The sequence below is a fragment of the Amycolatopsis sp. N2S4-7 genome, assembly GCF_058119595.1.
On the sequence record NZ_CP172299.1, the window covers coordinates 1,585,065 to 1,609,441 of the forward strand.

A 24,377-nucleotide genomic window follows, 5' to 3' on the forward strand; every position below is an offset into this window, starting at 1 on the left:
CACGCTCGTCGGCGTGCATGAACTCGCCGCAGAGCAGGACCACCTGAACGTTCTCTACGCCCACCTCGACGCGGCGCGGGCGGAGGCGGCCGCCGCGCTCGCCCGCGGCCACGCGCCGGACGTGTGGCGGGCGGAAGTGGCCCGGCTGGCGGTCGAAGACGGGCTGTGCTTCGGCCGGCTGGACCTGGCCGACGGCCGGCAGGTCTACATCGGACGGATCGGGCTGTTCGACGGCGACGAGCCGCTGTTGGCCGACTGGCGCGCGCCGGTTGCCCGCCCCTTCTACACCGCGACCGCCGCCGAGCCGGGTGAGGTCGTGCGCCGCCGTCGGATCACCACGCGCGGCCGGACCGTCGTCGCACTGGACGACGAGCTGCTCGACCCGTCCGCTGGGGGCGCACCGACCGCCGGGCTGGTCGGCGAGGCCGCGCTGCTCGCCGCCGTGACGGCCGAGCGGACCGGGCGCATGCGGGACGTCGTCACGACCCTGCAGGCCGAGCAGGACCGGATCATCCGGGACGACGCCCAGGGTGTGCTCGTCGTGCAGGGCGGGCCGGGCACCGGCAAAACGGCCGTCGCCCTGCACCGGGTCGCCTACCTGCTGTACACGCAGGAGCACCTGCGGTCCCGCGGGGTGCTCGTCATCGGTCCGAGCCGGGTGTTCCTCGACTACATCGGCCAGGTGCTGCCCGGGCTCGGCGAAGACCGGGTGGTGATGACGACCGTGCCCGATCTCCTGCCCGGCGTGGCCGTCACCCGGGTGGATCCGGCTGCGGAGACCGTCCGCAAGGGCCGGGCGGACATGGCGGCCCGGTTGGCCGAGCGGGTGCGGGCCACGGTCCGGGTGCCCGGGGAGCCGGTGGACGTCGAGTTCGAGAAGCAGGCGGTGCGGCTGGACCCGGCGGCGGTCCGCGGGGCCGCGCGGGAGGCCCGGGAGACCGGGTTGCCGCACAACCAGGCCCGGCTGGTGTTCCACCGGGCGGTCGTGGACGCCCTGACCAGGGAGCTGACCGAACGGCTGGAAGCGGTCGTGTTCACCGAGAGCGGTGCGGCGCTCGACGGCGGCAGCGCCGACGGCCGGCTCGGTGAGGCCGAACTGCGGGCGCTGGGGGCCGCCGGCGTGGTGCTCGGCTCGGAGGACGACGACGGCCCCCGGGTCCTGCTGGACGAGGTGGACCGGGCAGCGTTGCGGACGGCGCTGCTCGGCGACGCCGGCATCCGGGCCGTGCTCGACGAGCTGTGGCCGGCCCTGACCCCGGCGGAGGTGGTCGAGGGACCGTGGAGCGCGGCGGACATCCCGCTGCTGGACGAGGTCGCCGCGCTGGTCGGCGAGAGCGTGCCGGTGTTCGGGCACGTCGTGGTCGACGAGGCGCAGGAGCTGTCCGAGATGGCCTGGCGGATGCTGGTGCGCCGCTGTCCCTCCCGGTCGATGACCATCGTGGGCGACCTGGCGCAGACCGGGAGCGCGGCGGGTGCGGTGTCGTGGGACCGGGTGCCGCGGCCGCACCGGCTCGCGCAGCTGACCGTCAACTACCGCACCCCGGCGGAGATCATGGCGGTCGCCGCGGAGCTGCTTGCCACGCACTACCCGGCGCTGCGGCCGCCGCGGTCGGTGCGGGCCGGCGGGGAGGCACCGTGGCGCCTCCCCACCGCGGACGTGCCCGGCACGCTCGCCGAACTCGCCGACGCGCACACCGGGGGGCGGCTGGCGATCATCGCGCCGGCGGCAGGCGCGCCGGCGCTCCCGGTGCCGCCGGACCTGACGGCCGAGGTCGTGCTGCTGACCCCGGCCGAGGCGAAGGGCCTGGAGTTCGACGCGGTCGTGATCGCCGACCCCGCCGCCGTCCTCGCGGCCGGCCCGCACGGGCCCAACGACCTCTACGTGGCCATGACGCGGGCCACCCGGCGGCTGGGCGTGGTGCATTCCGGGCCGGTGCCGCGAGAACTGCGTTCGCTGACCGTCCGCCGTCCGCTCAACTCCAGGCGACCTTGAAGACCCAGGCGTAGCGGCCCGCCTGCCGGGCCGCGGCCGGGACGTCGATGACCAGCGCGCCGTTCTCCACCGTCCAGTGCAGGTTGCCGCGGTACCCGAGCAGGGTCACCCGGTCACCCGTGCGGATCGGCACCGGCGCGTCGACCACCAGCCTGCTGCCCGGCGCGGCCAGGGAGTGCACGTAGAACGCCTCGTTCTGCTTGACCGTGAACCGCAGGTCGCCGAGCTGGGCCATCCGCGACCAGTACGTCGTGCCGTAGATCGCCTCGCCGTTGACCTTGAGCCACGCGCCCGCGTCCCGCAGGTGCCGCTGCATGACGTCCGGGATGGTGCCGTCGAAGTCCGGGCCGATGTCGAGCAGGAAGTTGCCGTTCTTCGAGACGATGTCGACGAGCGTCCGGACGACCTCCGCCGCCGTCATGTACCGGTTGTCGGGGGTCGCGCGGTTGTAGCCGTAGGAGAAGGGGTCGAGGCCGCGGCTCGCCTCCCACTTCGCCACCACGGTGTTGGGGTAGGTCGTGTACTCCGGCGTGGTGAAGTCGTGGTCCGGGATGCCGCCGCGGTCGTTGTAGGTGACGTCCTTGGGCCGCTTGCGGTTCTTCGCGCGGTTGAAGTACTCCGTGAGCACGGCGCGGCTGTCGTTGACGCCGCCGATGTCGAACCACAGGACGTCGGGATCGAACTCCGAGATCAGCTCGAGCACCTGCGGCGCCTGGTAGTCGCGGACGAAGTCCTTCCCGGCGGTGTAGCCGGTGTAGGGCAGCGGCGCGCCGGTGTAGGGGTTGCGCGGCGCGTGACCCATCCACGGGTTGTCCGGGTTGAACCACTCGGGCAGCGAGAAGTACAGGCCGTTGCGCAGCTGGGGCGTGTACTTCCGCGACGCGGCGAACAGCTCGGCGATGATGTTCCGGCGAGGGCCGAGCTTGACGGAGTTGCGGTCGCTGACCTTGGTGTCCCACAACGCGAAGCCGTCGTGGTGCTTCGACGTCAGCACGTAGTACTCGGCACCCGCGTCGGCGATCAGGTTCAGCCAGGTGCGCGGGTCGAACCTCTTCGCGGTGAACATCGGGATGAAGTCGTCGTAGGCGAAGTTCTCGCCGTAGGTCTTGGCGTGGTAGGCGTACGTCGCGCCGTTCGGGTCCTGCTGGTTCTGCCAGTACCACTCCGCGTACTGCTGCCCGACCGGCGCCCACGCCGGGACGGCGTACACGCCCCAGTGGATGAAGATGCCGAACTTGCTGTCGTTGAACCAGTACGGCGCGCGGTGCGTCGACAGCGACGCATCGGTGGGCCGGAAGTCCGGGACGCCGAGGGTGATCGGGACCTGCTGGGCGGCGAGGGTCCCGCGCCCGGCGGTGACGCGGATCTGGCCGTTCGTTGTGGTTCCGGGCGGCACGGACGCGTTCGGCGCGAGCCCGAGCCGCACGCTCGCCTGCTCCCCCGGCGCCAGGGCGCGGATGGTCGCCGGCACGGTGGTCCGCCCGCCGGGGACGTCGACGGTGACGGTGACCCGGTCGCGCGCGCCGAGCCACACCGTTCCCGCGTTGACGACGGTCGCCTCGGCGGCCTGCGGGCCGCCGTCGGTCAGGAGGTTGGCCGTCGAGCGTCCGTCGAGGATCAGGGCCGAGCGGCCCACCGCCACCGGCTGCAGGGTGAGCGCGAAGACGTGCAGGCTGGAGACGTTCGGCGCGGGCGTGGCCGTCGTGGGCAGGGTCAGCGCGACGGCTTCGCGCGCGGGGTCGACCCAGACCTGGCCGGTGGCCAGGGAAACCGGGTTGTTGTCGACGACCCCGCCGGGTGCGTAGCGGAACGGCGAGACGAGGGCGCCGTTGCCGGTGTACCAGTCCGGGCCGGACAGGGAGCCGGTGCTCGTGGTGCCGTCGGCGTAGTGCACGGTCGCCGGGCCGCCGGTGGCGCCGTAGCTGGCGGCGACCAGGAAGTAGGCGACGAAGTAGCGGCCCTTCGGCAGGTCGATCCGCTGCCCGGTGGCGGCGATGTTGTTCTTGGCCCCGGCGGCCGCGGAGCCGAGCCGGAACGGGACGCCGCCCGCGGTCACCGGCCCGGCGGGCAGGTGTTCGGCGGGGAAGGTGTAGCCGGACCCGTCGAAGTCACCTCCGGTGGCCGACGCGCTGTCGATGCCGTCGTTCGAAAACCAGGCGTCGAGGGCGACCGGGACCGGCGGCGGGGGCGGGACGATCGGGGTCTCCGGGCTGTCGGGAGCGGCGTCGACGGGGATGGCGGCGCCGGCCGGGGTGCGGCCGGCCACGCCGAGCGCGACGGCACCTCCCAGCGCGATGCCGAGGGCTTGACGGCGGGGGAAGGTCGACACTGAGCCTCCAGGGATCGGATGACTACGGCGGAATTTCGACAGAGTTCGCCCTCAAGACGCACATCTGTCGTTGTCGGAACTGATTCATCCGATGAATGAGCCTGCTTGGTGGTCTCCGCCGTGTCAAGGGGCCAAGTGGACCGATCGTGGTGAACCGTGCTCGTGTTCGCCGCGTGTCCCTAGGTGACGAGCTGCAGCCCTCGCCGCCGAACCGAGCCGCACCGAAAGGCCAGACCGATGTCCACCGACCCGAACGCGCTGAGCCGCCGTGCGATCGCCATGCTCAAGGCGATCGCCGACGGGCGCGCCGAGCTCCGCTGCAGCTGTGAACCCGACCTCCGCGTGGACGGGCTGCCGTGCTGCGACCAGAGCACCGCCCACGACCTCGCCCGCGCCGGGCTGGTCCGAGCCACCCGGCCCGTCGCCCGCGGTCAGTGGGCGCCCGCCGAACTGACCGATGCGGGGTACCGCGCCCTGGGCACGTTTCCTGCCGTTGCCTGAGCCGCCGCTGCTTGAGCCTCCCGCTCGAAGACCGTGAAGGGCACCCTCGTCCGTGAGGGTGCCCTTCACGGCGTTCGGGCGTCGCCGGCCCGAGAAACCTGCGGGAGGGCTGAACCGGCCCGGGCCGGCGGCCGTGCTCTGGGTGAGGGCGTCTCGCACACGCCCTCCGGGGTCGCCACGATGCAACGATCCGGGCCAGCCTCCGCCCGATCGGGACCGGGTACCCCGGCGAGCGGCCGTCGCGGCAACGGCCACCTCGCGCGGGCCCGTCCGGCATCCCCAGAATCCCGGACGGGCCCGCCCCGGCCCCTGTCCCGGATCTTGTCCCCCTCGTCACCTGATCAGCGGTCGCTGCTGCGCGTGCCACGAGAGAACGTGGTGGCATGCGACGCTTCCTGGCCGTGAGCGCGGCTGTCCTGGCGGGCCTCGGCATCCTCACGACGTCCGGCGACGCGAATCCTGAAAGCGCTGTCCCGGTGGTCGCCCAGCACGCCGTCGGCGGCTGGGTCGGCACCTGGGCCGCGGCACCCGCGTCCGCCGTGGCGAACACCCCGGACGGCTACCCGGGCTACTCGATCCGCAACGTCGTGCACACCAGCGCCGGCGGCAAACGGGCCCGGATCCACCTGTCGAACGCTTTCGGGGCGACGCCCCTGACCTTCGGGCACGTCACCGTCGCGGTCCAGGGCACCGGCCCGGACGCCGTGGCGGGCACGCTGCGGTCGCTGACGTTCGGCGGCGCGCCGAGCGTCGTCGTGCCGGCCGGCGCCGAGGCGCTGAGCGACCCGGTGAACCTGCGGGTGCCCGCCGACACCAACCTGCTCGTCACGACGTACGTGCCGGCGAAGTCCGGCCCGGTCACCTACCACCCGGCCGCGTCGCAGACGTCGTACTTCACGCGCGCCGGCGACTTCGCCGCCAGCGAGTCCGGCGCCCCGTACACCGAGCAGACGTCGGTGTGGCACTACGTTTCCGGCGTCGACGTCCAGGGCGACGCCGACGCCTCGATCGTGACGCTCGGCGACTCGATCACCGACGGCGTCGGCTCGGTCGCCGGCGCCAACCACCGCTGGCCGGACTACCTGGCGGACCGGCTGCACGGCCGGTTCGGCGTGCTCAACGCGGGGATCAGCGCCAACCGGCTGCTCCTCGACGTGCCGGGGTCCGGCGCCGGCCAGAACGCGCTGTCCCGGTTCGACCGCGACGTGCTGGGCGTGGGCGGGGTGCGGACGCTGATCGTGCTGGAGGGCATCAACGACATCCAGCAGACGCCGCACCAGACCGACCCGGCCGCGATCACGTCGGCCTACCGCCAGCTGGTGGCGCAGGCGCACGCCCGCGGCATCCGCGTCCTCGGCGGCACGCTCACGCCGTTCAAGGGCTGGCGGGTCTACGACGAGACGCTGGAGGCCACCCGGCAGGCGGTCAACACGTTCATCCGCACGAGCGGGGTGTTCGACAGCGTGATCGACTTCGACGCGGCGGTCCGCGACCCGGCCGACCCGCTGCGGATGCTGCCGGCGTACGACTCGGGTGATCACCTCCACCCCGGCGATGCGGGCTACGAACGCATGGCGGCGGCGATCCGCCTCGACCGGCTCTAATTCCTCGGGATGAAGAGCACCGCGACCAGGCTCAGCAACGCCACCGCGACCAGATACAGCGACACCGAAAGGGAAGTCCCCGTGGCCGTCTGCAGTGCCGTTGCGATCAGGGGCGCAAACCCGCCGCCCAGGACCGCGCCCACCGCGTACGAGAACGACGCTCCGCTGTAGCGGTAGCGCGGTTCGAACAGCTCCGCGAACAACGCCGACTGCGGTCCGTACGTCGCGCCGAGGCCGAGGTTCAGCACCACCACCGCCACGATCAGCCACAGCGTCTGGCGGGTGTCCACCAGCAGGAAGAACGGGAGCGGCCAGACCACCAGCAGCACCGATCCGGCCAGGTACACCGGCTTGCGGCCGGCGTGGTCCGACCACGCCGCCGCGGCGAGGATGCTCGCCAGCCACGTCACGCTGCCGATGATGACCACCACCAGCAGCGTCGTGCGGTTGATCTTCAGCACGGATGTGCCGTAGGACAGCAGGTACGCCAGGAAGATGTACCCGATCGCGGTGTTCGCGATGAAGCTGCCCGACGCCACCAGCAGCGCCCGCGGCCGCTCGCGCAGGACGTCGACCATCGGCCGGCTGCTGCGCGCCTCGGACTCCCGCAGCCGCGCGAACACCGGCGTCTCCTCGATCCGCAGCCGGATCACCAGGCCGACGCCGACCAGCACGATGCTCGCCAGGAACGGCACCCGCCAGCCCCACGAGGCGAACTGCGCGTCGGTCAGGGCGCGGCCGAGGACGAAGAACATCACCTGCGCCAGGATCAGCCCGGCCGGGACGCCGATCTGCGAAAACGCGCCGTACCGGCCGCGGCGGTCCTCGGGGGCGTGCTCGACCGCCATCAGCGCCGCGCCGCCCCACTCGCCGCCCGCGCTCAGGCCCTGCAGCAACCGCAGGACCAGGAGCAGAACCGGCGCCCAGACGCCGATCGCGGAGTACGTCGGGAGCAGGCCGACGCCGACCGTGGCCACGCCCATCAGGAGCAGGGACAGCACCAGCATCGCCTTGCGGCCGACGCGGTCGCCGAAGTGACCCCAGAGGATGCCGCCGACCGGGCGGGCCAGGAACCCCACGCCGAGCGTGGCGAACGCGGCCAGCGTGCCCGACGCGGGCGAGAGCGTCGTGAAGAACAGCTTGCCGAAGACGAGGGCCGTGGCCGTGCTGTAGATGAAGTAGTCGTACCACTCGATCGTGGTGCCGACCGCGCTCGCCACGGCGACCCTCCGCAGCTGCCGCGCCGCACCGGGCGTGGTCACGAGCTCGGCTTCACGATCCACTCAGCACCGCCGCGGGGACCAGGTCCTCGGCGAGGAGGTCCATCAGCAGCCCGTCGTGCCAGCTGCCGTCCGGCCCGCGCTCGTAGGAGCGCATCGTGCCGACCGGCCGGAAGCCGAGCGACCGGTAGAGCTTGATCGCGGACTCGTTGTCCGCCGCGGGGTCGATCACCAGCCGGTGGTGCCCGCGCACCGTGAACAGGTGCTCGGCCAGCGCGCGGATGGCGTCGGTGCCGAGGCCGCGGCCCTGCCAGTCCGGGTGCACCGCGATGTCGATCCCGGCGTGCCGGTACTGGGGATCGGCCTCCTCGAACGCGAGCTCGATGCCGACGACGACGTCGTCGTGCTCGATGGCGTAGGTCGTGGTGCCCTCGTCGGGGTCCAGGAGGTAGGACACCTGGGCGGCCACCGGCTCCTCGGCGTCGGCCCACCAGCGGGCGACTTCGGGATGCGACAGGATCTCCTCGAACCGGGCGGCGTCCGGGGCGGCGGCGGGCCGCAGCCGGACACGGCTACCGGTGATCAGGCCGGTCATCGGCCCAGTGTCGTCCCCCGGGACACCCGCTGTCGAGTCCCCGAACGGGACGTCAGCCGTACACCGTCACGACGTCCTGGCCCGTTCCGGCCGCCGCGCGCAACGCGGCGAGCACGTCCTCGACCACTTCGGCGTCGTCCTCGTCGAGGTCTTCGGGCAGGTCGTCACCGGCACGGGCGAGCCCCTCGCGGAGTTCGGCGGCGAGCACCCAGCCGACCATCGGGTAGTCGTTCCAGACGATGCCTTCGAGGCCGCGCGCGAGCAGGTGGTCGGCCAGGTCCGCGCCGAGCAGCCCGGCGAGGACACCCCCGAACAGCTCCTCGCGGAACGCCTCGCCGCCCGCCACCGCGTGCCCGGTCGCGCCGACCTCGGTGCCCATCGCCAGCGCCGTGCGCACGACCGCCTCCGCGACCTCCTGCGTCGGCTCGCCCCCGCCGGCGTCGCGGAACGCCGCGACCACCGGGTCGGCGGCCACCCGCTCCCGGAACCCGGCGACCGACATCGCCCGGAAGACCAGCGCGTAACCCATGCCCTACCTCCCCGGCAGCGAGACGACCGCGGTGCCGTCCGCGTTGGCCTTGGTGTTGACCGTGACGTACTTGACCGGCGGCTTGCCCTCGTCGAGGGCCTTCCAGATCGACTCGCCCACCTCGACCCGGCCGTCGAACCCCTTGGCCTCCGGCTTGGTCCGCCACATGTTGGCGGCGACGTCCTTCAGGTACGGCTTGGTCCCCTGGTCCAGGCCGACGTCGGGCCGGGGCTTCGACGGGTCGTACCGGAGCCCGGTCGCCGGGTCGAACTTCTCCCGGCGGGCGCGCAGCCCCTCGGTGAGGGTCGAGCCGTTGCCCTTCGCCTCGACCACGTGCAGGGTCTGCCCGTCCCAGTAGGCGCCGTCGACGACGTTGTTGCCCTTGAAGGTCACCGCGTTCGGCCACGGCTTCCCCGCCTCGGTCTTGTACTGGCCGGCCGGCAGCGGGTTGTCCTTCGTCGGCTTGACCATGTCCAGGTCGTCCTTGCCGGTCGTCTTCTTCAGGTACTCGTGCGCACCCGCCTCGCCGACCTCTTCGGAGCGCTGGTTCTTGTTGAGGCCGCCGTCGTCCTTGTAGCCCTTCCCCTGGCCCTTCGGGAAGTCGTTGTACTTCTGGATCGACGGGTGCTCGAGCTTGTCGTTGACCACGTCGCCCGGCTTGTAGTTCTTGCCGGTGTTCGGCTTCTTGTTCGAGCCCGAGCCGGACGCGTTGGCCGAGTCGTCCTCGGAGCGCTTGCGCTTCGGGGCCCGGTTGTCGCTGACCTTCCCGCACGGCGACACGGTCGGCGCCAGGCCGAGCGGGTCGGCCGCGACGAGCGGGTTGGGCACGTACGCGACCGGGTTCGGCGCCGGTTCGAGGCCCAGCGGGTCCGGGCTGAGGTACCGCCCGGTCGCCGGGTCGTAGTAGCGGTAGACGTTGTAGTGCAGCCCGGTCTCGGCGTCGCGGTACTGGCCGGGGAACCGCAGCGGCGTGCCGCCCGGGTCCGCCGGGGTCAGCGGCGCGCCCCACAGGTCGGCCTGCCCGCGCCACAGCAGCGCGCCGGCCTCGTCGACGAGCTCGACCGGTGCGCCCACCTGGTCGGTGACGACCGTGGCCAGCCGGCCGGCGGCCAGCTGCGCCAGCGGTTTCCCGTCGTCCGGGTGGTACTCCCAGGTGGTGGTCCGCGGCCCGGCCTGCTCCTCGACGAGGGTGGTGCCGTCCCAGGTGAACAGCACCTGCTCGGCCACCACCGGGGCACCGCCCGGGCCGCCCGGGACGATCCGCTGCTTGGCCGTGCGCCGGCCCAGCGGGTCGTAGCGGTAGCGCCAGTGGCTGCCGTCCGGGGTGACGACGCCGGTGAGCCTGCCGAGGGCGTTCCACGTGTAGTGCCAGACGGCGCCCGCGGCGTCCCGGCGGGCGACCAGCCTGCCCTGCGGGTCATACTCGTAGGCCGCGGTGTCCGACGCGGTCAGCCGGGTGCCGGTGTAGAACCGCCGTTCCCGGGCCGTGCCGGTGATGTTGCCCGCGCCGTCGTAGCGGTACTGCTCGGCGCGGTTCGGGCCGGTGACCGCGGTGACCCGGCCGGCGGCGTCGAGCTGGTACCGCACGGGACCGGTGGCGTCGTCGTCGATGCCGGCGAGCTCGCCGTCGGGCCGGTATTCGTAACCCCGCGAGTGCACCCGCTGCCCGGCGACCGTGACGGTCTGCCCGGCGAGCCGCTCCCCCGCGTACGCCTGCTCGAGCACGACGTCGCCGAGGACGCGGCGGGTCTCGGCCCCGCCGTCGTGTCCGAAGTGGATCGACCGGCCCGCGGTCTCCAGCGCCAGCGGGACGCCGTCCGGGTCGAAGCGCCAGACACTGTCCACACCGGACGGTGTGCGGCGGTGCACGAGGTGGTTTTCGTCGTCGTAGCCGAACGAGATCGTCCGCCCGTCGACGGTGTGCGCGAGGACGCGGCCCTGCTCGTCGCGTTCGATCTCCACCCGGGACTCGGCGTTCGCCGCGGAGGCGAGCCGGCCGGCCGGGTCGTGGGAGAACGTCGTGAGCTCGTCGGCCGTGCGGCGGGAGACGACGTTGCCGAGCACGTCGTAGGCGTACTCGGCGACCAGGCCGCCGGATTCCGAGCGCACCAGCCGTCCGGCGGCGTCGTGGGTGTAGCGGGTGACGCGGCCGTCGAAGTCGGACTCGGCGGCGAGGCGTCCGGCCGGGTCGTAGGTGTAGTGCCAGCTCAGCCCGGCCGGGTTGGTCACCGCGACCAGGCGCAGCTCGGTGTCGTAGGCGTACGACGTCCGCGCGCCGGTGGCGTCGGTGACCGCGGTCAGCAGGTCGAACGGGCCGTACTCGCGGGACTCGACCTGGCCGAGCAGGCCGGTGTGGCCGAGTTCGTTGCCCTGCCGGTCGTAGCGCCACGCCTCCTGCGCCCCGGACGGCGCCGTCCGGGCCAGGAGCTTGCCTTCGACGCTCCAGCGCAGGCCGCTCCGGCCGCCGCCGGCGTCGACCGCCACCTTCGGGCGGCCGAACAGGTCGGTGTCGGCCCCGCGCTCGCGCACGTGGGCGGCGGTGGCCGCCGCGGTGCCGGGGCGCGCGGACTCTTCGCCGGCCGCCGCTTCCGCCGAGCCGTCGGAGGTGCCGAGCTGCGTGGTGTAGGGGTCCGGCGCGCTGCCGGCCGGGTAACTGCGCCGCCAGACGCGGCCTTCGGCCTCGACGGCGATGTCGAGGGCGCCGTCGAGGTGGCGGGTGACGGCGACGCGGCTGCCGTCGGGCCGGACGACGGCCCGCAGGGCGCCGGTCTCGTCGTGCTCGAACAGCGTGGTGTGGCCGAGCGGATCGGTGCGGGTCCGCATCCGGTCGTAGCGGTCCCAGGTGTACACCGTGACCGCGCCGAGGGGGTCGACCTCGCGCACCAGCTGGCCGAGCTCGTTGAAGTGGTGCTCGCTGGTGTGGCCGAGGGAGTCGGTGAACGTCGTGACGCGGCGCGCCGGGTCGTAGGCGAACCGGCCGTCGAGGAAGCCGGAGTCCCCGACGGTGACCACGCAGCGGCCCTCGGCGTCGTAGAGGTACCGGTACCAGACGCCGTTGCGGTCCTGCCAGCCGGTGATCCGGCCGGCGTCGTCGTACTCGAACCGGACCGCGGTCTCCGACGAGTCGTAGAGCGCGACCAGCCGTCCGCGCGGGTCGTAGTCGTAGCGGGTGGCGTGGACGCGGTAGCCGGTGTCGCCGTCGAGCACGTCCACCGCCACCACGCGCCCGCCGGAGGTGGTGAGCTCCACCTCGTACCCGGCCGAGTGCGACAGGCGCGACGGCGCGCCCGAAGGGGTGTAGGCGCAGGAGATGACGGAGCCGCCGAAGTCTTCGACGCGCCGCAGCGGCTGCAGCGCGGCGCCCCGGCCGGGCAGCGGCGCGAAGGTCAGCGTGCGGCCGGCCAGCGGGTCGTGGAGCGTGTAGCCGGTCGCCGTGCGGGTCAGCGGGCGCCGTGGTCCTTCCAGCGGCAGCACCGGGACGCCGGTGGCGGCGTGCGGGTACACCAGGATCAGACCGTCGGCGGAGAAGTAGCAGACGTGCTCGTCGTCGAGCTCGAGCCGCTGGTCCACAGTGGACGTCCACGTGGGACCGAACCACTGCCCGGCCCGGTAGGACGAGATGTGCGTGCGGTCGAGCACGAGGGCCAGCGCGTCCGGCAGCTCCAGGTCGCGCTGCTCCAGCACGACGTCGCCGTTGGCCACGTCGACCGGGTCGGACTTGCAGACGCGGTCGTCGGGGCCGACCCCGCGGTCGCGCGGGTTGTCCGGCTTGTTCGACGAGGGGCTCTTGTCCCCGCCGCCCTTGCCCGCGCCCGAGGGCGTGGTCGAGCCGTCCGGCGACGGGTCCGGGCTCTTCGGGGTGTCGTCGGGCCCCTTCGAAGCCGGGGGCGGATCGGTCTTCGGCGGTGCGTCCGGGCCGCCCTTGGCCCCGGAGGGCGTGGTGCCGTCGCCCTTCGCACCCGACGGTGCCGTGTTCCCGTCGGGCTTCGGCGCGTCCGGCGAGCCGTTGCCCTTGGGACCGTCGAGGCCCTTGGGGTTGCCCTGGATGTCGGCGTGCTTGGGCGGGGGCGCGGCCTTGCCCGGCTTGATGTTGCGCAGCGCCTTCGCCGCATCCGAAAACAGATCACCCGCCCGCTTCAACAGCGGAATCAGCGCCTTCAACGCCGTAACCAGCCGCTTCACCAAATCGGCGATCTTCGACGCGGTCTTCGCCACCGCACCGATCACCTGCGGCACCACCCACGTCAACCCGATCCCCAGGGTGAACACCACCTGCAACGCCCAGCTGATCAAATGCCCGACCAGCTCCGCGATGATGTCCCGCACCAGCGCCCGCACCGCCGCGACGACCTCACCGGCCGTCTTCACCCCACTGGACGCCCCCTCACAACCCTGCTGCGCCGTACCCAGCAACGTCACCGTGTCCCGCGCCCGCTGCCGATACGAATCCGCCGCGATCCCCGTCCACGACGCCGTATCCGCCGCGACCATGCCGGTCAAATCCTCACCGACACCGCCCAGCTCGGTCGCGATGTTCTTCCACGTCTCCGCCTGCGCCGCGATCTCATCCGCATTACCCGTCAACCCGTTGAGCGCCTCCTTCAACGGACCGACGTGCTCCATCAGCCAACCCACCCCGGCCGCCAGAATCGCCCCGAACGGGTCCATCGCCATCGACAACGCATCCAACGCCGTGCCGACCGAACCGAGCGCCACCGCCGCCCAGTCCCCGCTCTCGATCGCCGACTTCAGATCACTCGCCGACTCCAACAACGAAACACCCGAATACGCCTTGGTCGAGTCCTTCGCCTCCGCGACCAAAGGGTTTCCCACTGCACAACCTTCCCGACAACCCGGTCACCACGGGTTGTTGTCGTCGTCCTCCGGACGGGCGGCGGGCCGCCGCGGCGGCGGCGAGGCCTGCGGGGCCGCGGGGGCGGGCGGGACCGCCGCGCCACCCGCCGGGGACGGCGGCACCGGGCCCGGCTCGGCGGGCGGCGCCTGGTCGTCCGGGTCGTCGGGGTCGGGGAACCGGCCGCGCAGGGAGTCCAGCAGCGCGGTGCGGGTCTCGCGGTCCTCGTCGCCGAGCTGCTCGGCCATCACGCCGGCGACGCGGTCGGCGATGCCGGCCTGCGCGCGGCGCATCGTGGTCAGGATCTGCCGCGACAGCTCCTCCAGCGGGAACGACTTGACCTTGTTGGTGAAGGTCAGTTCGCTGACGGTGCCGTCCGCGCCGACGGTGACGCTGACCGCGCCGTCGGAACTGGTCGCGGTCAGCCGCAGCCGTTCGGTCTGCTCCTGCGCCGCCTGGTACCGCTGCGCCTTCGCCGCGAACCCGGCCGCCCAGTCGTCCATCCGGCGGATCGTCTCGTCCGGGTCCCCCATCAGGTCACCCAGGGCGTTCGGGCCCGTCATGCCGTCACCTTCGATTCCGCCGCGCGCGGCGCGGCCGTGAGCTGCCGCTCGAACGGCTGCGCGTTGCCCTCTTCACCGTCGCGATAGGACTGCGCCGCGGTCCGGACGTTGTCCGAAAGGCCGCGCACGCCCTCGATCGAGGCCGTCAGCGTGTCCTTCGCCTGCTCGCCCGTCGGCCGGATGATCGGCGGGAGGAACGCGCACAGCAGCCCGTAGGCGTGGTCCGACATCGCCGTGTCGGCCGCCGAAACGGCCGTGTTGAGCCGGTCCACCAGGCTGTCGACGTGACTCGCGTGCGCGACCAGGTCGTCCGGTTCGACCTCGAAACCAGCCGCCGTCATGCGTTCACTTCCAATCCTGGTTCTTCCAGTCGCCGATCACCGGGGGCGCGACCACCTGCTCGCCCGCGAAGAAGTTCGGGTCGTCGTTTTCGACGTAGTCGGCCGACTTGTGTTCCTTGTCGTCTTCCTTCTTGCCGCCGCGGGCTCCGGCGCCCATGCCGCCCATGCCCGGGGCGCCGGCCGCGCCGGCCTTCCCGGACGCTGCCGCGTTGCGCGCCGCCAGCGCTTCGGCTTCCGCGGCCGCGCCGGACGCCGCGCCGCCGCTCAGGTTGCCCGCGCCGCGCATCCCCGCGCCGCCGGCGCCCGTTCCGGCACCGGAGCCGCCGATCCCGCCGAGGGAGCCGCCACCCCCGCCGCCGCTCAGGCCACCGAGCCGGCTCGCGATGCTGTCGCCGTTGATCCCGCCGCCGCGGCCGATGGTCGGCATCTTGGCGCCGCCCGGGGTGTTGAGCCCGCCGGTGCCGGTGGGCAGCCCGGTGATGGGGTCGATGCCGGGCGGGGTGAAGCCCGGGATGGGGCTGCCGCCGCGGACGGTGCCGCCGCCGCTCTGGAAGTCCGGCACGTTCAGGTTGGGCGGGGTGAACCCGCTGCCCCCGGTGCCGCCGCCCCCGGAGCCGATCCCGGACGGCGAGAAGCCCGACGACGTCGTCGAGTCGTCGAAGCCCGGCAGAGACGAGCCGGGGATGCCGGCGCCGCTGAAGTTGCCGCCCGTGGGCAGGTCGGGAGTCTCGAAGTTCGGCGGGGTGTAGCCCGCGCCGCCGGCGCCACCCGCGCCGCTGCCGGGGATGCCGCTGCCGGAGAAGCCCGCACCACCGGCACCCGAGCCACCCGGGATGCCGCTGCCGGAGAAGCCGGAGCCCGAGCCGTCGCCCGAGCCGTCGCCGGGGATGCCGGGCATGCCCGCGCCGCTGCCGCCGGCCCCGCTGCCACCCGCGCCGCCGCCGGCGCCGCCCGAACCGTCGAGCGCCGCCGCGTTCAGGCCGGCCGGGATCCGCGCCCCCGCCGCGTCCGACGCCGGGTCCATCGGGGTCCCCGACAGGAACGGCTGGAGGGCGCCGTCCGCTCCCGCGCCACCGCCGGAAGCCGGCCTGGCCGACTGGTACGCGGTCGCGGTGGCGGTCGGCAGCTTCGGCGGGGCCGGGAACTTCGGCGTGGCGACCGCGCCGCCGATGGTGTCGTCGTACTGGGTCATGATCTGCGCGGCGTGCTCCCGGGCGGCCTGCTGGGCCCGGTAGGTCTGCATGGCCTCGCCGGCCGCCGCGGCGTACTGCACCGGGTCGGTCATCGACTGCAGGCGCTGGTTGGTGGACTGCAGGTCGAACTGCACCGGCGGGTTCGCGGCCATCTGGCGCTGGGTCTCGTTGAGCGCCTGGGAGTGGATCTCCTGCTGCCGCCCGGCGAGCGTCGCGCCCTGCGCGGTCGCGCCCAGCCACTTGCCGACACCGGCGAGGTGCTCGCGGACGGCGTCGCCGGCGTCACCTTGCCAGTTGCTGGTGCTCGCGGAGATCGCGTCGGCGAGGGTCTTCTGGTGCGTGCCGAGGTCGTTGCCGACCCGGACCCACTCCTCCGAGGTCTCCGCGACGGTCGCCGGGTTGGCGTCCTGCGTGATGGCCTCGTTCATCTGCTCGTGGCTGGCGTTGTCCCACAGCGTGCGCGGGGCGCCGCCGTTCTCGCGCATGGCCAGGCCCTCGTCGAGCCCGTGCTTGGCGTCGGCGAGGTGCTGCTCGTAGAGGTCCTGGATCTTCCGGTCGCGCAGGACGGGGTCGACGACCGGGCCGAGCCAGCCGCGCCGGATCTCGTCGTCGACCTGCCGGGTGGCCATCTCGCGGATCTCGTCGCCCGAGGGCGAGCTGTCCGTCTTCAGCGGCCCGACGTAGTACTTCGACGACGAATCGGCCGTCACGTCGTAGAGCGGGCTGCGCGGGTTGTAGTCCGGGGACGAGGGGTCCGACACGGATTCGGCGGTGGGTGCCACGGTCTCCCTCAGCTCTGGTCGGCGGTCGGGAGCGAGGTCAGCGTCGTGCGCGTGGTCTCCTCCCGCTCCTTGTAGTTCTGTTTCGCCAGCTTGATGGCTTCGATGTAGGTCGGGAACTCCTGCCGCGCGGCCTGCAGCTGGGTCACCAGGCCGTGCTCGTCGGCCGCGGTGCTGACCATGTGCGCGGAAACCCACTGGCCGGTCGCGGTCCGGCTCATCGCCGGGGCGTCGTGCAGCCGCTGCAGCGCGGCCCAGCGCGCCTCCAGCGACTCGAGCACGCCTTCGAGCGCCTCGATCAGCTGGTTGCCCGTGGTGTCGTCGATGGCGAAACCGCCGGACTTGGCGAGCTGCTTCAGCTGGGCGCCGGCCAGGCCGACGCGGACCGCGGCCATCGTCCTCGCCTCGGGGGTCACCGCGGACTGCAGCTGCGCGGTCGCCTGGAGAGCCTGGGCCGTCGCCTCGGTCTCTTCCGTCATCAGAAGCTGTTCCTTCCCGCTCAGTAGACGGCGGCGATCGCGTCGCGGATCGCGCGGGCGAGGTCGGCGCGGCCGGCCGGCACGTACTCCGCCGTCAGCTCCCCCGCGTCGCCGGTCTTGGTGTGCACCAGGTAGCGGCCGTCGGCGGTGTCCAGCCAGCTCAGCGGGTCACCCGCGACGCGCTCGCCGCGCTTGCCCTGCGCGGAAACGGCGATGTGGCCGCCGCCCAGCCGCGGTTCGGCGAGCACGCGCTCGAGCACGGCGACGTCCGACGGCTTCGGCGCCGGCGGACGGCGGCCCGGCCGGACCACGGCCTTGACCTCGATCATGCCGAAGGCATCGGTCTCTTCTTCGTCGAACTCCGCGTCCGCCATGCGCTTCGCCGCCATGGCCGAGACCTCGCGCCCGGCCGCGCGGTGCACGACGTGCCTGCCGGTGGTCGCGGCCGGGGCCGGGGGCAGCACGCCGGTGACGACCTCGACCAGCTCCTCGTCCGCGAACAGCGAGAACAGCAGGTCGTCGGTGTCCGGGGCCTGGGTGATGCCGAGCGCCTGGGCGCCGTCGCTGACCACGAGCACGGCGACGTCGGCACCGAGGCCGTCGATCCCGCTCACCGCGACCGACACGCGGGGCTGGGCCAGCAGCTCGAACGCCGTCCGCACGCTGGGGTGCAGCTCGCCCGACACCGAAAGCCGTCGTTCCTCGAGCGCGTCGTACACCTGCCGCGCGACCCGGACGAACCGCACCGGGTCGGCCGGGAGGTTCCCGGCGCGCAGCGGGTACCGCCGGACGTCGCCGCCGGTCGCCCGGCCGACTACGAGGGCTTCGACAACCTCGAGGACGAACTCGAACCTGTCCGCCATTTCCCCTCGCCGATTTCGTTCGTCAAACCTTCAAGCAACTCTCCTTACGAACATTAGCAGTGCCCGGAGACCGCGCGTCGGCGCCGCCACCCGGGTGCCCGAAAGACCACGATTCCGGTGCCTGTGCGGGCAAAGCGCCCTCGGTGACCGCTCACCCGATGCGGTGCTGGTGCACGCGCAGCTGGAGGGTGACAAGATCCAGCAGCGGCACGGCAACGCCCAGCTCACGGGCACGGGCGGTGAGGTCGCCGAAGATCTGCTCGACCTCGACCGGGTGACCGCCCTGCAGGTCCCGGTACAGCGAAGATCCCCCCATCGCGGGGTCGGTCACCGTCTTGCGGGTGGCTTCGAGGTCCGCGGGCGGCACCGGGAACCCGGCGGCCGCGGCGACGGCAGCGGCTTCGGCCACGACGGCTTCGGCGAACTCCGCGCCGCCCGGCACCGCCACGACGTCGCCGATCGTGGCGCGCATCAGGCTGTTCACCGCGCCGATCGCGGCGATGAACACCCATTTCGCCCACATCGCCTCGGTGATCCGCTCGCTGACCGCGGCCGGGAACCCGGCTCCGCCCAGCGCCGCACCGACGTCGGCCAGCCGCGGCGGGGCCGGCTCGGTGCGGGCGCCGTAGTCCAGGCTCTGCAGCGGCCCGAGCCGCCGGATCGCGCCGTCGTCGTCGAGGGTGGTCATCACCTTGGCGACCCCGCCGAGGACCGCGGCCTCGCCGAAGCGCGCGTCGAGGGTGCCGAGGTGCGCGAGCCCGTTGAGGAACGGCAGGATCAGCGTGCCGGGGCCGACCGCCGGGGCGAAATCGTCGATGGCCGCGGTCAAGGCGGTCGCCTTCACCGCCAGCAGAACCAGGTCGTAGGTCTCGTCCAGGGTCCCGGTCCCGACGAGCCGCGGTTCCAGGACCGTCTCCTCGCCGAGCCCGACGATCCGCAGGCCGTGCGCCCGCAGCAGCTTCGCCCGGCCCGGCCGGACGAGGAAGGTGACGTCCCGGCCGGCCTGCAGCAGCCGTCCGCCGAAGTACCCGCCGGTCGCGCCGGCGCCCACCACCAGAATCTTCAGGTCGTTCACGCCCCGACGGTACGCCCGGGGCCGGGGTGTCCCAGCCCGTGGACCACAGCGTTTCCACAGCAAGACACAGCGAAACGACAGGTCGATCCGCGGCGGCCGCCCGTTGGACGGGCATGGGAAGACGGATCCGCTGGACGCTCGCGGGCGCGGGGCTCGCCGCGGCGGCGTTGACGGCCGGGCTGCTGGTGGCGGCGGCGGACGGGCAGCGCGTCACGCCGCTGGCCGAGACCGCCGTGCCCGCCCCGCCGGAGGACACGGCGATCAGCCCGGTGGCGTCGACGTCCGAGGTCCCGTACCCCGACCTGTCCTCGGTCGCGGCCGACGTCGCCGCCGCGGTGACGGCCGCCTCGCGCGGCACGAGCGTCGGGTTCGCGCTGTACGACCGCGAGTCCGGCAAACAGCTGGCATCCCTCGACGCGGACCGGCCGTACTACACGGCGTCGGTGGTCAAGCTGCTGATCGCGATAGACGAGGTGCACGACGACACCACGGGCACGTGGGCCCTCCCGGACCAGGACGCGGTCGACAACCTGACGGACATGCTGGAGGGCAGCAACGACGCGATCGCCTCGGCGTTCTGGGAGCAGAACGGCGGCAACGCGATCGTCACGCGCACGGCCGCCCTGATCGGCCTGCCGCACACGACCCCGCCCACCGACCCGACCCAGTGGGGCATGGCGAAGACGAGCGCGTCCGACGTCGTCGCGACGTACGAGTACCTGGAGGACGTGGTCCCGGACGAGGTGGCCGCGCCGTTGCTGTCGGCGTTGGGCCACGCGCGCAACCCCGCCGACGACGGCTGGGACCAGTACTTCGGCATTCCGGACGGTTTGCCGGGAATGTCGTGGCAGGTCAAGCAGGGCTGGATGATCCTGCGCAACGCCCTGGTGTTGAACACGACGGGGGTGGTGGGCGGGCGGTACGTCGTGGTGCTGATGACGGAGCAGCCGCTGGTCGGTTCGGCGAAGGGCCGCGCCGCGGTGACCGCTGGGGTGAAGACCCTGGCGCCGGTGCTGGCCCGGCTCAACGCGACGTGACGGCGGCTGGTCGTGCCGCGGCGCCGCCTCACCGCGCCGGATCGTTTTCCGAGCCTCGCCGGCCCGCCGCTTCACGAGCCCGGTCGATGTCCGGTCCCCGGTACAACCGCTCGGGAATCCGGGACAACGTCGATGGATGAACCTGCGGTCCCAGCCCGTAGAGCTTCTGAAAGCTCATGATCAACGGCCGCCAGGCATCCGGATCGATGTGGTCTTCCGTACCGGCCGACCGGATCGAGTCGTGGACGAAGACCCGCTGCACCCGCACCTCGATGGCCACGATCGCCCCGCGCTGCCGCTCGTCGTCGGCCGCGACGGGGTGCACCGCCTCGACGACCGCCTCCATCGTCACGGGGCACTCGGAGACCCGCGGCGGCGCCACGGTCTCCGACGGAACCGGCGTGAGACCGGCCCGCTCGAACTTCTCCGCCACGTGGAAGTACCCGCGCTGAGCCTTCCCGGCGGGCACCGGGTCCGAACCCGTCGTCAGCGCGAGCCGGTCCACCGCCGCGGCGAGGGCGTCCGAGGGCAGGTTCAGCACGCATTCGCGGGTGCGCAGGAGGTTCTGGGCCGTCTTCGAGCGGGCGCCGAGGCCGAGGATCGCGCGCCAGCCGAGCCAGAACGCCGAGGACATCGGGGCCAGGTTGGCGGAGCCGTCTTCGTTCGTGCTGGAGATGAGGACCACCGGGGTGCCGAAGTAGAGGATACCGGGCTCGATGGCCGTGTGCGCAAGGGTTTCCGTCTTCACGACGTCGATCCTGCCGTCCACAAGGGACCGCCGCTGGCGGGAATCGGCCGTCGCGATCCGAGCCGGTGCCGGCCGTTGCCCGGGACATCCGGGCAACGGCCGGCACCTGCGCTCAGGACCCGGCGGCCTGGGTCAACGCCCGCCGGGTGAGGACGCGGGCCAGGTGGCGGCGGTACTCGGCCGTCGCGTGGGGCTCGTCCGGGGGGTTCGTGCCCTCCGCCGCCAAGGCCGCCGCCTCGGCGATCGAGGCCCCCGAGGCCAGCGCCTCCTCGGTCGCCGACGCCCGCAGCGGGACCCCGCCCATGTTGACCAGCCCGACGCGGCCGCCGACGACGGCCACGCCCACCATCGCCCAGTCGATCGCGCGGCGGGTGAACTTCTCGAAACCCCACCCGGCGCCGGTCTGGCGCGGCACCCGGATCTCGGTCAGCAGTTCGGCGGGCTCCAGCGGCGTCGTGAACGGGCCGAGGAAGAACTCCGCCGCGGGGATCCGCCGCTCCCCCGCCGGGCCGCGCACGACCAGCACCGCGTCCGAGGCCAGCACCGCCGCGGGCAGGTCGGCCGCGGAGTCCGCGTGCACCAGCGAGCCGCCGATCGTGCCACGATGGCGGACCTGGCGGTCACCCACCGAAGCGGACACGTGCGCGAGCAGCGGCGCGTGCTCCAGCAGCACCGCGTCCTGCACGAGGTCGCGGTAGCGGGACAGCGCACCGATCACGACGTCGTCGCCGTCGAGCCGGACGTACCGGAGCTCGTCGAGCGGCCCGATGTCGATCAGGTGCTCCGGCGCGGCCAGGCGCAGTTTCATCAGCGGCAGCAGGGAATGCCCGCCGGCCAGCACCTTGGCGTCGTCGCCCAACGAAGCCAGCCGGGCGATGGCATCGTCTACTGTGGACACCCGCTCGTAGCGGAACTCGGCGGGGATCACCGGTCCACCTCCTGCCCCGACGCGTCGATCACGGCGCTGACGATGTTGTGGTAGCCCGTGCAGCGGCACAGGTTGCCCTCGAGCCCGGCCCGCACCTCGTCGCGGGTCGGCTTCGGGTTGTCGGCCAGCAGCGACACCGACGCCATGATCATGCCCGGCGTGCAGAACCCGCACTGCAGGCCGTGCTGCTCGCGGAACGCCCGCTGCACCGGGTGGAGCCCGTCGTCCGAGCCGTCCGACAGCCCCTCGACGGTGGTGACGGCGTGACCGTCGGCCTGCGCGGCCAGCACCGTGCACGACTTGACCGACTCGCCGTCGAGCAGCACCGTGCAGGCGCCGCACGACGTCGTGTCGCAGCCGATGTTCGTGCCGGTGAGCCCGACGGTGTCGCGCAGGAAGTGCACCAGCAGCGTCCGGTCCGGCACCTCCTCGGCCACCGGCCGCCCGTTGACCTCGATCGAGACCTTCACCGCTCGTTCTCCTTCTGCGCTTCTTCGATGGCGGCCCAGACCCGGATCGGGGTCGTGGGCATGTCCAGGTGGGTGACGCCGCGCGCGGACAGCGCGTCGACGACGGCGTTGTGCACCGCCGGCGTCGAGCCGATCGTCGCCGCCTCGCCGATCCCCTTGACGCCCAGCAGGTTCCGGTCGGTCGGGGTGGCCATGTCGACGAGCTCGAAGTCGGGCAGCTCGACGGCGGTGATGAACGAGTAGTCCGCCAGGGTCGCGGTCGTCGGGTTGCCGTCCTCGTCGTAGGTGACGACCTCCATCAGTGCCTGCGCAGCGCCCTGCCCGAGCCCGCCGTGGCGCTGGCCGCGGAAGGTCAGCGGGTTGACGATCGGGCCGGCGTCGTCGACGGCGATGATCCGGCGCAGCTCCACCTTCCCGGTCTCGGTGTCGACCTCGACCACCGCGAGGTGCGCGCCGAACGGGAACGTCGGCGTGCCGCCGCCGAACCAGACGTCGGCGGAGAGCCTGCCGTCGGACGCCCGCTCGGCCACCTGCGCCCAGCTGAGCACGGTGCTCGACGGCGCGCCGCGGACCTGCCAGACCCCGCGTTCGGCGTCCAGCTCGAGGTCGTCCGGCGCGGCTTCGAGGAGGTCGGCCGCCAGCTCGCGGGCCTGGGCGATCACCTCGTCGGCCGCCTGCCGGATGGCCGAGCCGCCCAGCTGCAGCGACCGGGAGCCGAACGTGCCGATGGCCTTCGGCACCTCGTCGGTGTCGCCGTGGCGCACGGTGATCCGGTCCAGCGGCACGCCGAGCTGGTCGGACAGCAGCATCGCCAGCGACGTGCCGAGCCCCTGCCCGTGCGGCGAACTGCCGGTCCAGGCGACGACCGAGCCGTCCGGGTGGATGTCGACGCGGCCGCTCTCGCCACCGGAGTCGCCGCCGGTGATCTCGACGTAGGACGCGATCCCGAGGCCGAGTTCGACCGGGTCGCCCGCCTCGCGCCGCCGTCGCTGCTCGGCTCGCAGCTCGGCGTACCCGGCGGCCTCCAGGACCTTGTCCAGCGCCGCCGCGTACTCGCCCGTGTCGTAGGACGCGCCGGTCGGGGTCCGGTACGGGAACTCGTCGGGCCGGATGAAGTTGACGCGGCGGACCTCGGCCGGGTCCATCCCGATCTCGGCGGCGAACACGTCCATCACGCGCTCGAGAACGGCGGTCGCCTCCGGGCGGCCGGCGCCGCGGTAGGCGGCGACGGTCGTGGTGTTCGTGACGACCGCACGGCTGCGCGTCTCGACCTTGGGGAACCGGTACACGCCGACGGCCATCATCTCGGTCAGCGTCGGCAGGAACAGCGTCCGCGGGTACGCGCCGGCGTCCTGGATGACGTCGAGCCGGTAGGCGAGGACGGTGCCGTCGCGCTTCCCGCCGATGGTCACGGTGTTCTGCTGCGCGCGGCCGTGCGTCATCGCCGTCAGGTTCTCGCTGCGCGACTCGACCCAGCGCACCGGCCGCCCGAGCCGCTTGGCGGCCCAGCCGAGCACGGTCGCCTCGGGGTCCGCGCCGATCTTCGCGCCGAACCCGCCGCCGACGTCCGGTGCGATCACGCGCACCGACTCCTCGCCGACGCCGAGGCTCGCGGCCAGCTGCGACCGGGCGATCTGGGCGTTCTGCGTGGACAGCCAGACCGTCAGCCTGCCGTCCTCGCCCCACGCGCACGACGCGCCGCGCACTTCGAGCGGCGCGGGCGCGACGCGCTGGTTCACGATGGTGCGCGAGACGACGACGTCGCAGCCTTCGAAGATCGCGTTGTCGAACTCCTCCGCGCCGTTGACCTGCACGATGTTGCTGCCGGTCTCCGGGTACAGCAGCGTCTCCCCCGCCAGCGCCGCGTCGATGCTCGCGACGGCGTCGAGGGGGTCGTAGTCGATGTCCACCAGCTCGGCCGCGTCGGCCAGCTGGTAGCGCTCCTCGGTGAGGACGAGGGCGACGGGTTCGCCGACGTAGCGCACCACGCCGTCGGCCAGCCACGGTTCCTTCACCGGTCCCGCGTCGTGCGGGTCGAGGCCGAGGTCGGCGGCGGTGAACACGCCGAGCACCCCCGGCGCCGCCTTCGCTTCGCTGACGTCAATGCTTTCGATCCGCGCGTGCGCGACCGGACTGCGCACGAACACCGCGTGCGCGGCTCCGGAAAGCGCTTCCTCCCGCAGATCGTCCACGTAGGTGCCGCCCGCGGTGATCAGGTTCCGATCCTCCTGGCGGACCACCCTGGTCCCGACAATGCTCATCTGGTCTCCTGCTCGCC

The 24,377-nt window shown here is 73.0% G+C and carries 19 protein-coding genes; 4 read left to right on the top strand and 15 right to left on the bottom strand.

Translation table 11 applies throughout. The features are described 5' to 3' along the window. The first annotated feature begins 13 nt into the window (after positions 1 to 13). The gene (locus ACH54P_RS07205) at positions 14 to 1,993 is read left to right on the top strand and encodes a HelD family protein (protein WP_489911544.1); all 1,980 of its coding nucleotides are present in this window, start codon (positions 14 to 16) and stop codon (positions 1,991 to 1,993) included. Here ACH54P_RS07205 and ACH54P_RS07210 read toward each other — a convergent pair. Then, on the bottom strand, positions 1,974 to 4,322 hold the full coding sequence (locus tag ACH54P_RS07210) for an alpha-L-fucosidase (protein WP_489911545.1): 2,349 nt from the start codon (positions 4,320 to 4,322) through the stop codon (positions 1,974 to 1,976). The genes ACH54P_RS07205 and ACH54P_RS07210 overlap by 20 nt on opposite strands. 237 nt (positions 4,323 to 4,559) lie before the next feature. Between ACH54P_RS07210 and ACH54P_RS07215 the strand changes: the two genes are divergently transcribed. After that, complete coding sequence (locus ACH54P_RS07215) at positions 4,560 to 4,823, top strand: hypothetical protein (RefSeq protein WP_489911546.1); 264 nt, start codon at positions 4,560 to 4,562, stop codon at positions 4,821 to 4,823. Positions 4,824 to 5,206: 383 nt separating this feature from the next. Beyond that, positions 5,207 to 6,427, top strand: a complete 1,221-nt coding sequence (locus ACH54P_RS07220) for an SGNH/GDSL hydrolase family protein (protein ID WP_489911547.1) — start codon at positions 5,207 to 5,209, stop codon at positions 6,425 to 6,427. Here the strand turns inward: ACH54P_RS07220 and ACH54P_RS07225 are convergent. From ACH54P_RS07225 to ACH54P_RS07270, 10 genes are all read right to left on the bottom strand, one after another. Further along, on the bottom strand, positions 6,424 to 7,710 hold the full coding sequence (locus ACH54P_RS07225) for an MFS transporter (protein WP_489911548.1): 1,287 nt from the start codon (positions 7,708 to 7,710) through the stop codon (positions 6,424 to 6,426). The genes ACH54P_RS07220 and ACH54P_RS07225 overlap by 4 nt on opposite strands. After that, on the bottom strand, positions 7,700 to 8,242 hold the full coding sequence (locus ACH54P_RS07230) for a GNAT family N-acetyltransferase (RefSeq protein WP_489911549.1): 543 nt from the start codon (positions 8,240 to 8,242) through the stop codon (positions 7,700 to 7,702). Before ACH54P_RS07230 ends, ACH54P_RS07225 begins: the two co-directional genes overlap by 11 nt. A gap of 52 nt (positions 8,243 to 8,294) precedes the next feature. Beyond that, positions 8,295 to 8,771: a hypothetical protein gene (locus tag ACH54P_RS07235; protein WP_489911550.1), complete on the bottom strand. Its 477-nt coding sequence runs from the start codon at positions 8,769 to 8,771 to the stop codon at positions 8,295 to 8,297. A gap of 3 nt (positions 8,772 to 8,774) precedes the next feature. Next, on the bottom strand, positions 8,775 to 13,604 hold the full coding sequence (locus ACH54P_RS07240; RefSeq protein WP_489911551.1) for an RHS repeat-associated core domain-containing protein: 4,830 nt from the start codon (positions 13,602 to 13,604) through the stop codon (positions 8,775 to 8,777). 24 nt (positions 13,605 to 13,628) lie between these two features. Beyond that, the gene (locus tag ACH54P_RS07245; protein ID WP_489911552.1) at positions 13,629 to 14,186 is read right to left on the bottom strand and encodes a YbaB/EbfC family nucleoid-associated protein; all 558 of its coding nucleotides are present in this window, start codon (positions 14,184 to 14,186) and stop codon (positions 13,629 to 13,631) included. Next, the gene (locus tag ACH54P_RS07250; RefSeq protein ID WP_489911553.1) at positions 14,183 to 14,527 is read right to left on the bottom strand and encodes a type VII secretion target; all 345 of its coding nucleotides are present in this window, start codon (positions 14,525 to 14,527) and stop codon (positions 14,183 to 14,185) included. The genes ACH54P_RS07245 and ACH54P_RS07250 overlap by 4 nt, the downstream gene beginning before the upstream one ends. A 4-nt stretch (positions 14,528 to 14,531) precedes the next feature. Next, on the bottom strand, positions 14,532 to 16,502 hold the full coding sequence (locus ACH54P_RS07255; RefSeq protein ID WP_489911554.1) for a hypothetical protein: 1,971 nt from the start codon (positions 16,500 to 16,502) through the stop codon (positions 14,532 to 14,534). Between the two features lie 8 nt (positions 16,503 to 16,510). Continuing rightward, complete coding sequence (locus tag ACH54P_RS07260; RefSeq protein WP_489911555.1) at positions 16,511 to 16,978, bottom strand: hypothetical protein; 468 nt, start codon at positions 16,976 to 16,978, stop codon at positions 16,511 to 16,513. A gap of 20 nt (positions 16,979 to 16,998) precedes the next feature. Then, on the bottom strand, positions 16,999 to 17,841 hold the full coding sequence (locus ACH54P_RS07265; protein WP_489911556.1) for an ESX secretion-associated protein EspG: 843 nt from the start codon (positions 17,839 to 17,841) through the stop codon (positions 16,999 to 17,001). A 151-nt stretch (positions 17,842 to 17,992) separates the two neighbouring features. Further along, on the bottom strand, positions 17,993 to 18,916 hold the full coding sequence (locus tag ACH54P_RS07270) for a 2-dehydropantoate 2-reductase (protein WP_489911557.1): 924 nt from the start codon (positions 18,914 to 18,916) through the stop codon (positions 17,993 to 17,995). Between the two features lie 113 nt (positions 18,917 to 19,029). On the opposite strand from ACH54P_RS07270, the gene ACH54P_RS07275 reads away from it, so the two are divergent. Beyond that, entirely contained in the window at positions 19,030 to 19,953 is a 924-nt protein-coding gene (locus ACH54P_RS07275; RefSeq protein ID WP_489911559.1) for a hypothetical protein, read from the top strand. Positions 19,954 to 19,981: 28 nt separating this feature from the next. Here ACH54P_RS07275 and ACH54P_RS07280 read toward each other — a convergent pair whose 3' ends face one another. The 4 genes from ACH54P_RS07280 to ACH54P_RS07295 form a co-directional block, all read right to left on the bottom strand. Then, a complete protein-coding gene (locus ACH54P_RS07280) occupies positions 19,982 to 20,701 on the bottom strand; it encodes a flavin reductase family protein (RefSeq protein WP_489911560.1) in 720 nt (239 codons plus the stop codon). 112 nt (positions 20,702 to 20,813) lie between these two features. Continuing rightward, positions 20,814 to 21,629: an FAD binding domain-containing protein gene (locus tag ACH54P_RS07285; RefSeq protein ID WP_489911561.1), complete on the bottom strand. Its 816-nt coding sequence runs from the start codon at positions 21,627 to 21,629 to the stop codon at positions 20,814 to 20,816. Beyond that, positions 21,626 to 22,099 carry a (2Fe-2S)-binding protein gene (locus tag ACH54P_RS07290; RefSeq protein ID WP_489911563.1) on the bottom strand — a complete coding sequence of 158 codons (474 nt, stop codon included), beginning with the start codon at positions 22,097 to 22,099 and terminating at the stop codon, positions 21,626 to 21,628. Before ACH54P_RS07290 ends, ACH54P_RS07285 begins: the two co-directional genes overlap by 4 nt. Then, positions 22,096 to 24,360, bottom strand: a complete 2,265-nt coding sequence (locus ACH54P_RS07295) for a xanthine dehydrogenase family protein molybdopterin-binding subunit (RefSeq protein WP_489911564.1) — start codon at positions 24,358 to 24,360, stop codon at positions 22,096 to 22,098. The genes ACH54P_RS07290 and ACH54P_RS07295 overlap by 4 nt, the downstream gene beginning before the upstream one ends. Between the last annotated feature and the right edge of the window lie 17 nt (positions 24,361 to 24,377).

Bases quoted from the DNA above. Each gene is read 5' to 3' on its own strand.
- ACH54P_RS07235 (WP_489911550.1), bottom strand. From the start codon at position 8,771: ATGGGTTACGCGCTGGTCTTCCGGGCGATGTCGGTCGCCGGGTTCCGG.
- ACH54P_RS07245 (WP_489911552.1), bottom strand. From the start codon at position 14,186: ATGACGGGCCCGAACGCCCTGGGTGACCTGATGGGGGACCCGGACGAG.
- ACH54P_RS07215 (WP_489911546.1), top strand. From the start codon at position 4,560: ATGTCCACCGACCCGAACGCGCTGAGCCGCCGTGCGATCGCCATGCTC.
- ACH54P_RS07220 (WP_489911547.1), top strand. From the start codon at position 5,207: ATGCGACGCTTCCTGGCCGTGAGCGCGGCTGTCCTGGCGGGCCTCGGC.
- ACH54P_RS07275 (WP_489911559.1), top strand. From the start codon at position 19,030: ATGGGAAGACGGATCCGCTGGACGCTCGCGGGCGCGGGGCTCGCCGCG.
- ACH54P_RS07265 (WP_489911556.1), bottom strand. From the start codon at position 17,841: ATGGCGGACAGGTTCGAGTTCGTCCTCGAGGTTGTCGAAGCCCTCGTA.
- ACH54P_RS07250 (WP_489911553.1), bottom strand. From the start codon at position 14,527: ATGACGGCGGCTGGTTTCGAGGTCGAACCGGACGACCTGGTCGCGCAC.
- ACH54P_RS07295 (WP_489911564.1), bottom strand. From the start codon at position 24,360: ATGAGCATTGTCGGGACCAGGGTGGTCCGCCAGGAGGATCGGAACCTG.
- ACH54P_RS07230 (WP_489911549.1), bottom strand. From the start codon at position 8,242: ATGACCGGCCTGATCACCGGTAGCCGTGTCCGGCTGCGGCCCGCCGCC.
- ACH54P_RS07260 (WP_489911555.1), bottom strand. From the start codon at position 16,978: ATGACGGAAGAGACCGAGGCGACGGCCCAGGCTCTCCAGGCGACCGCG.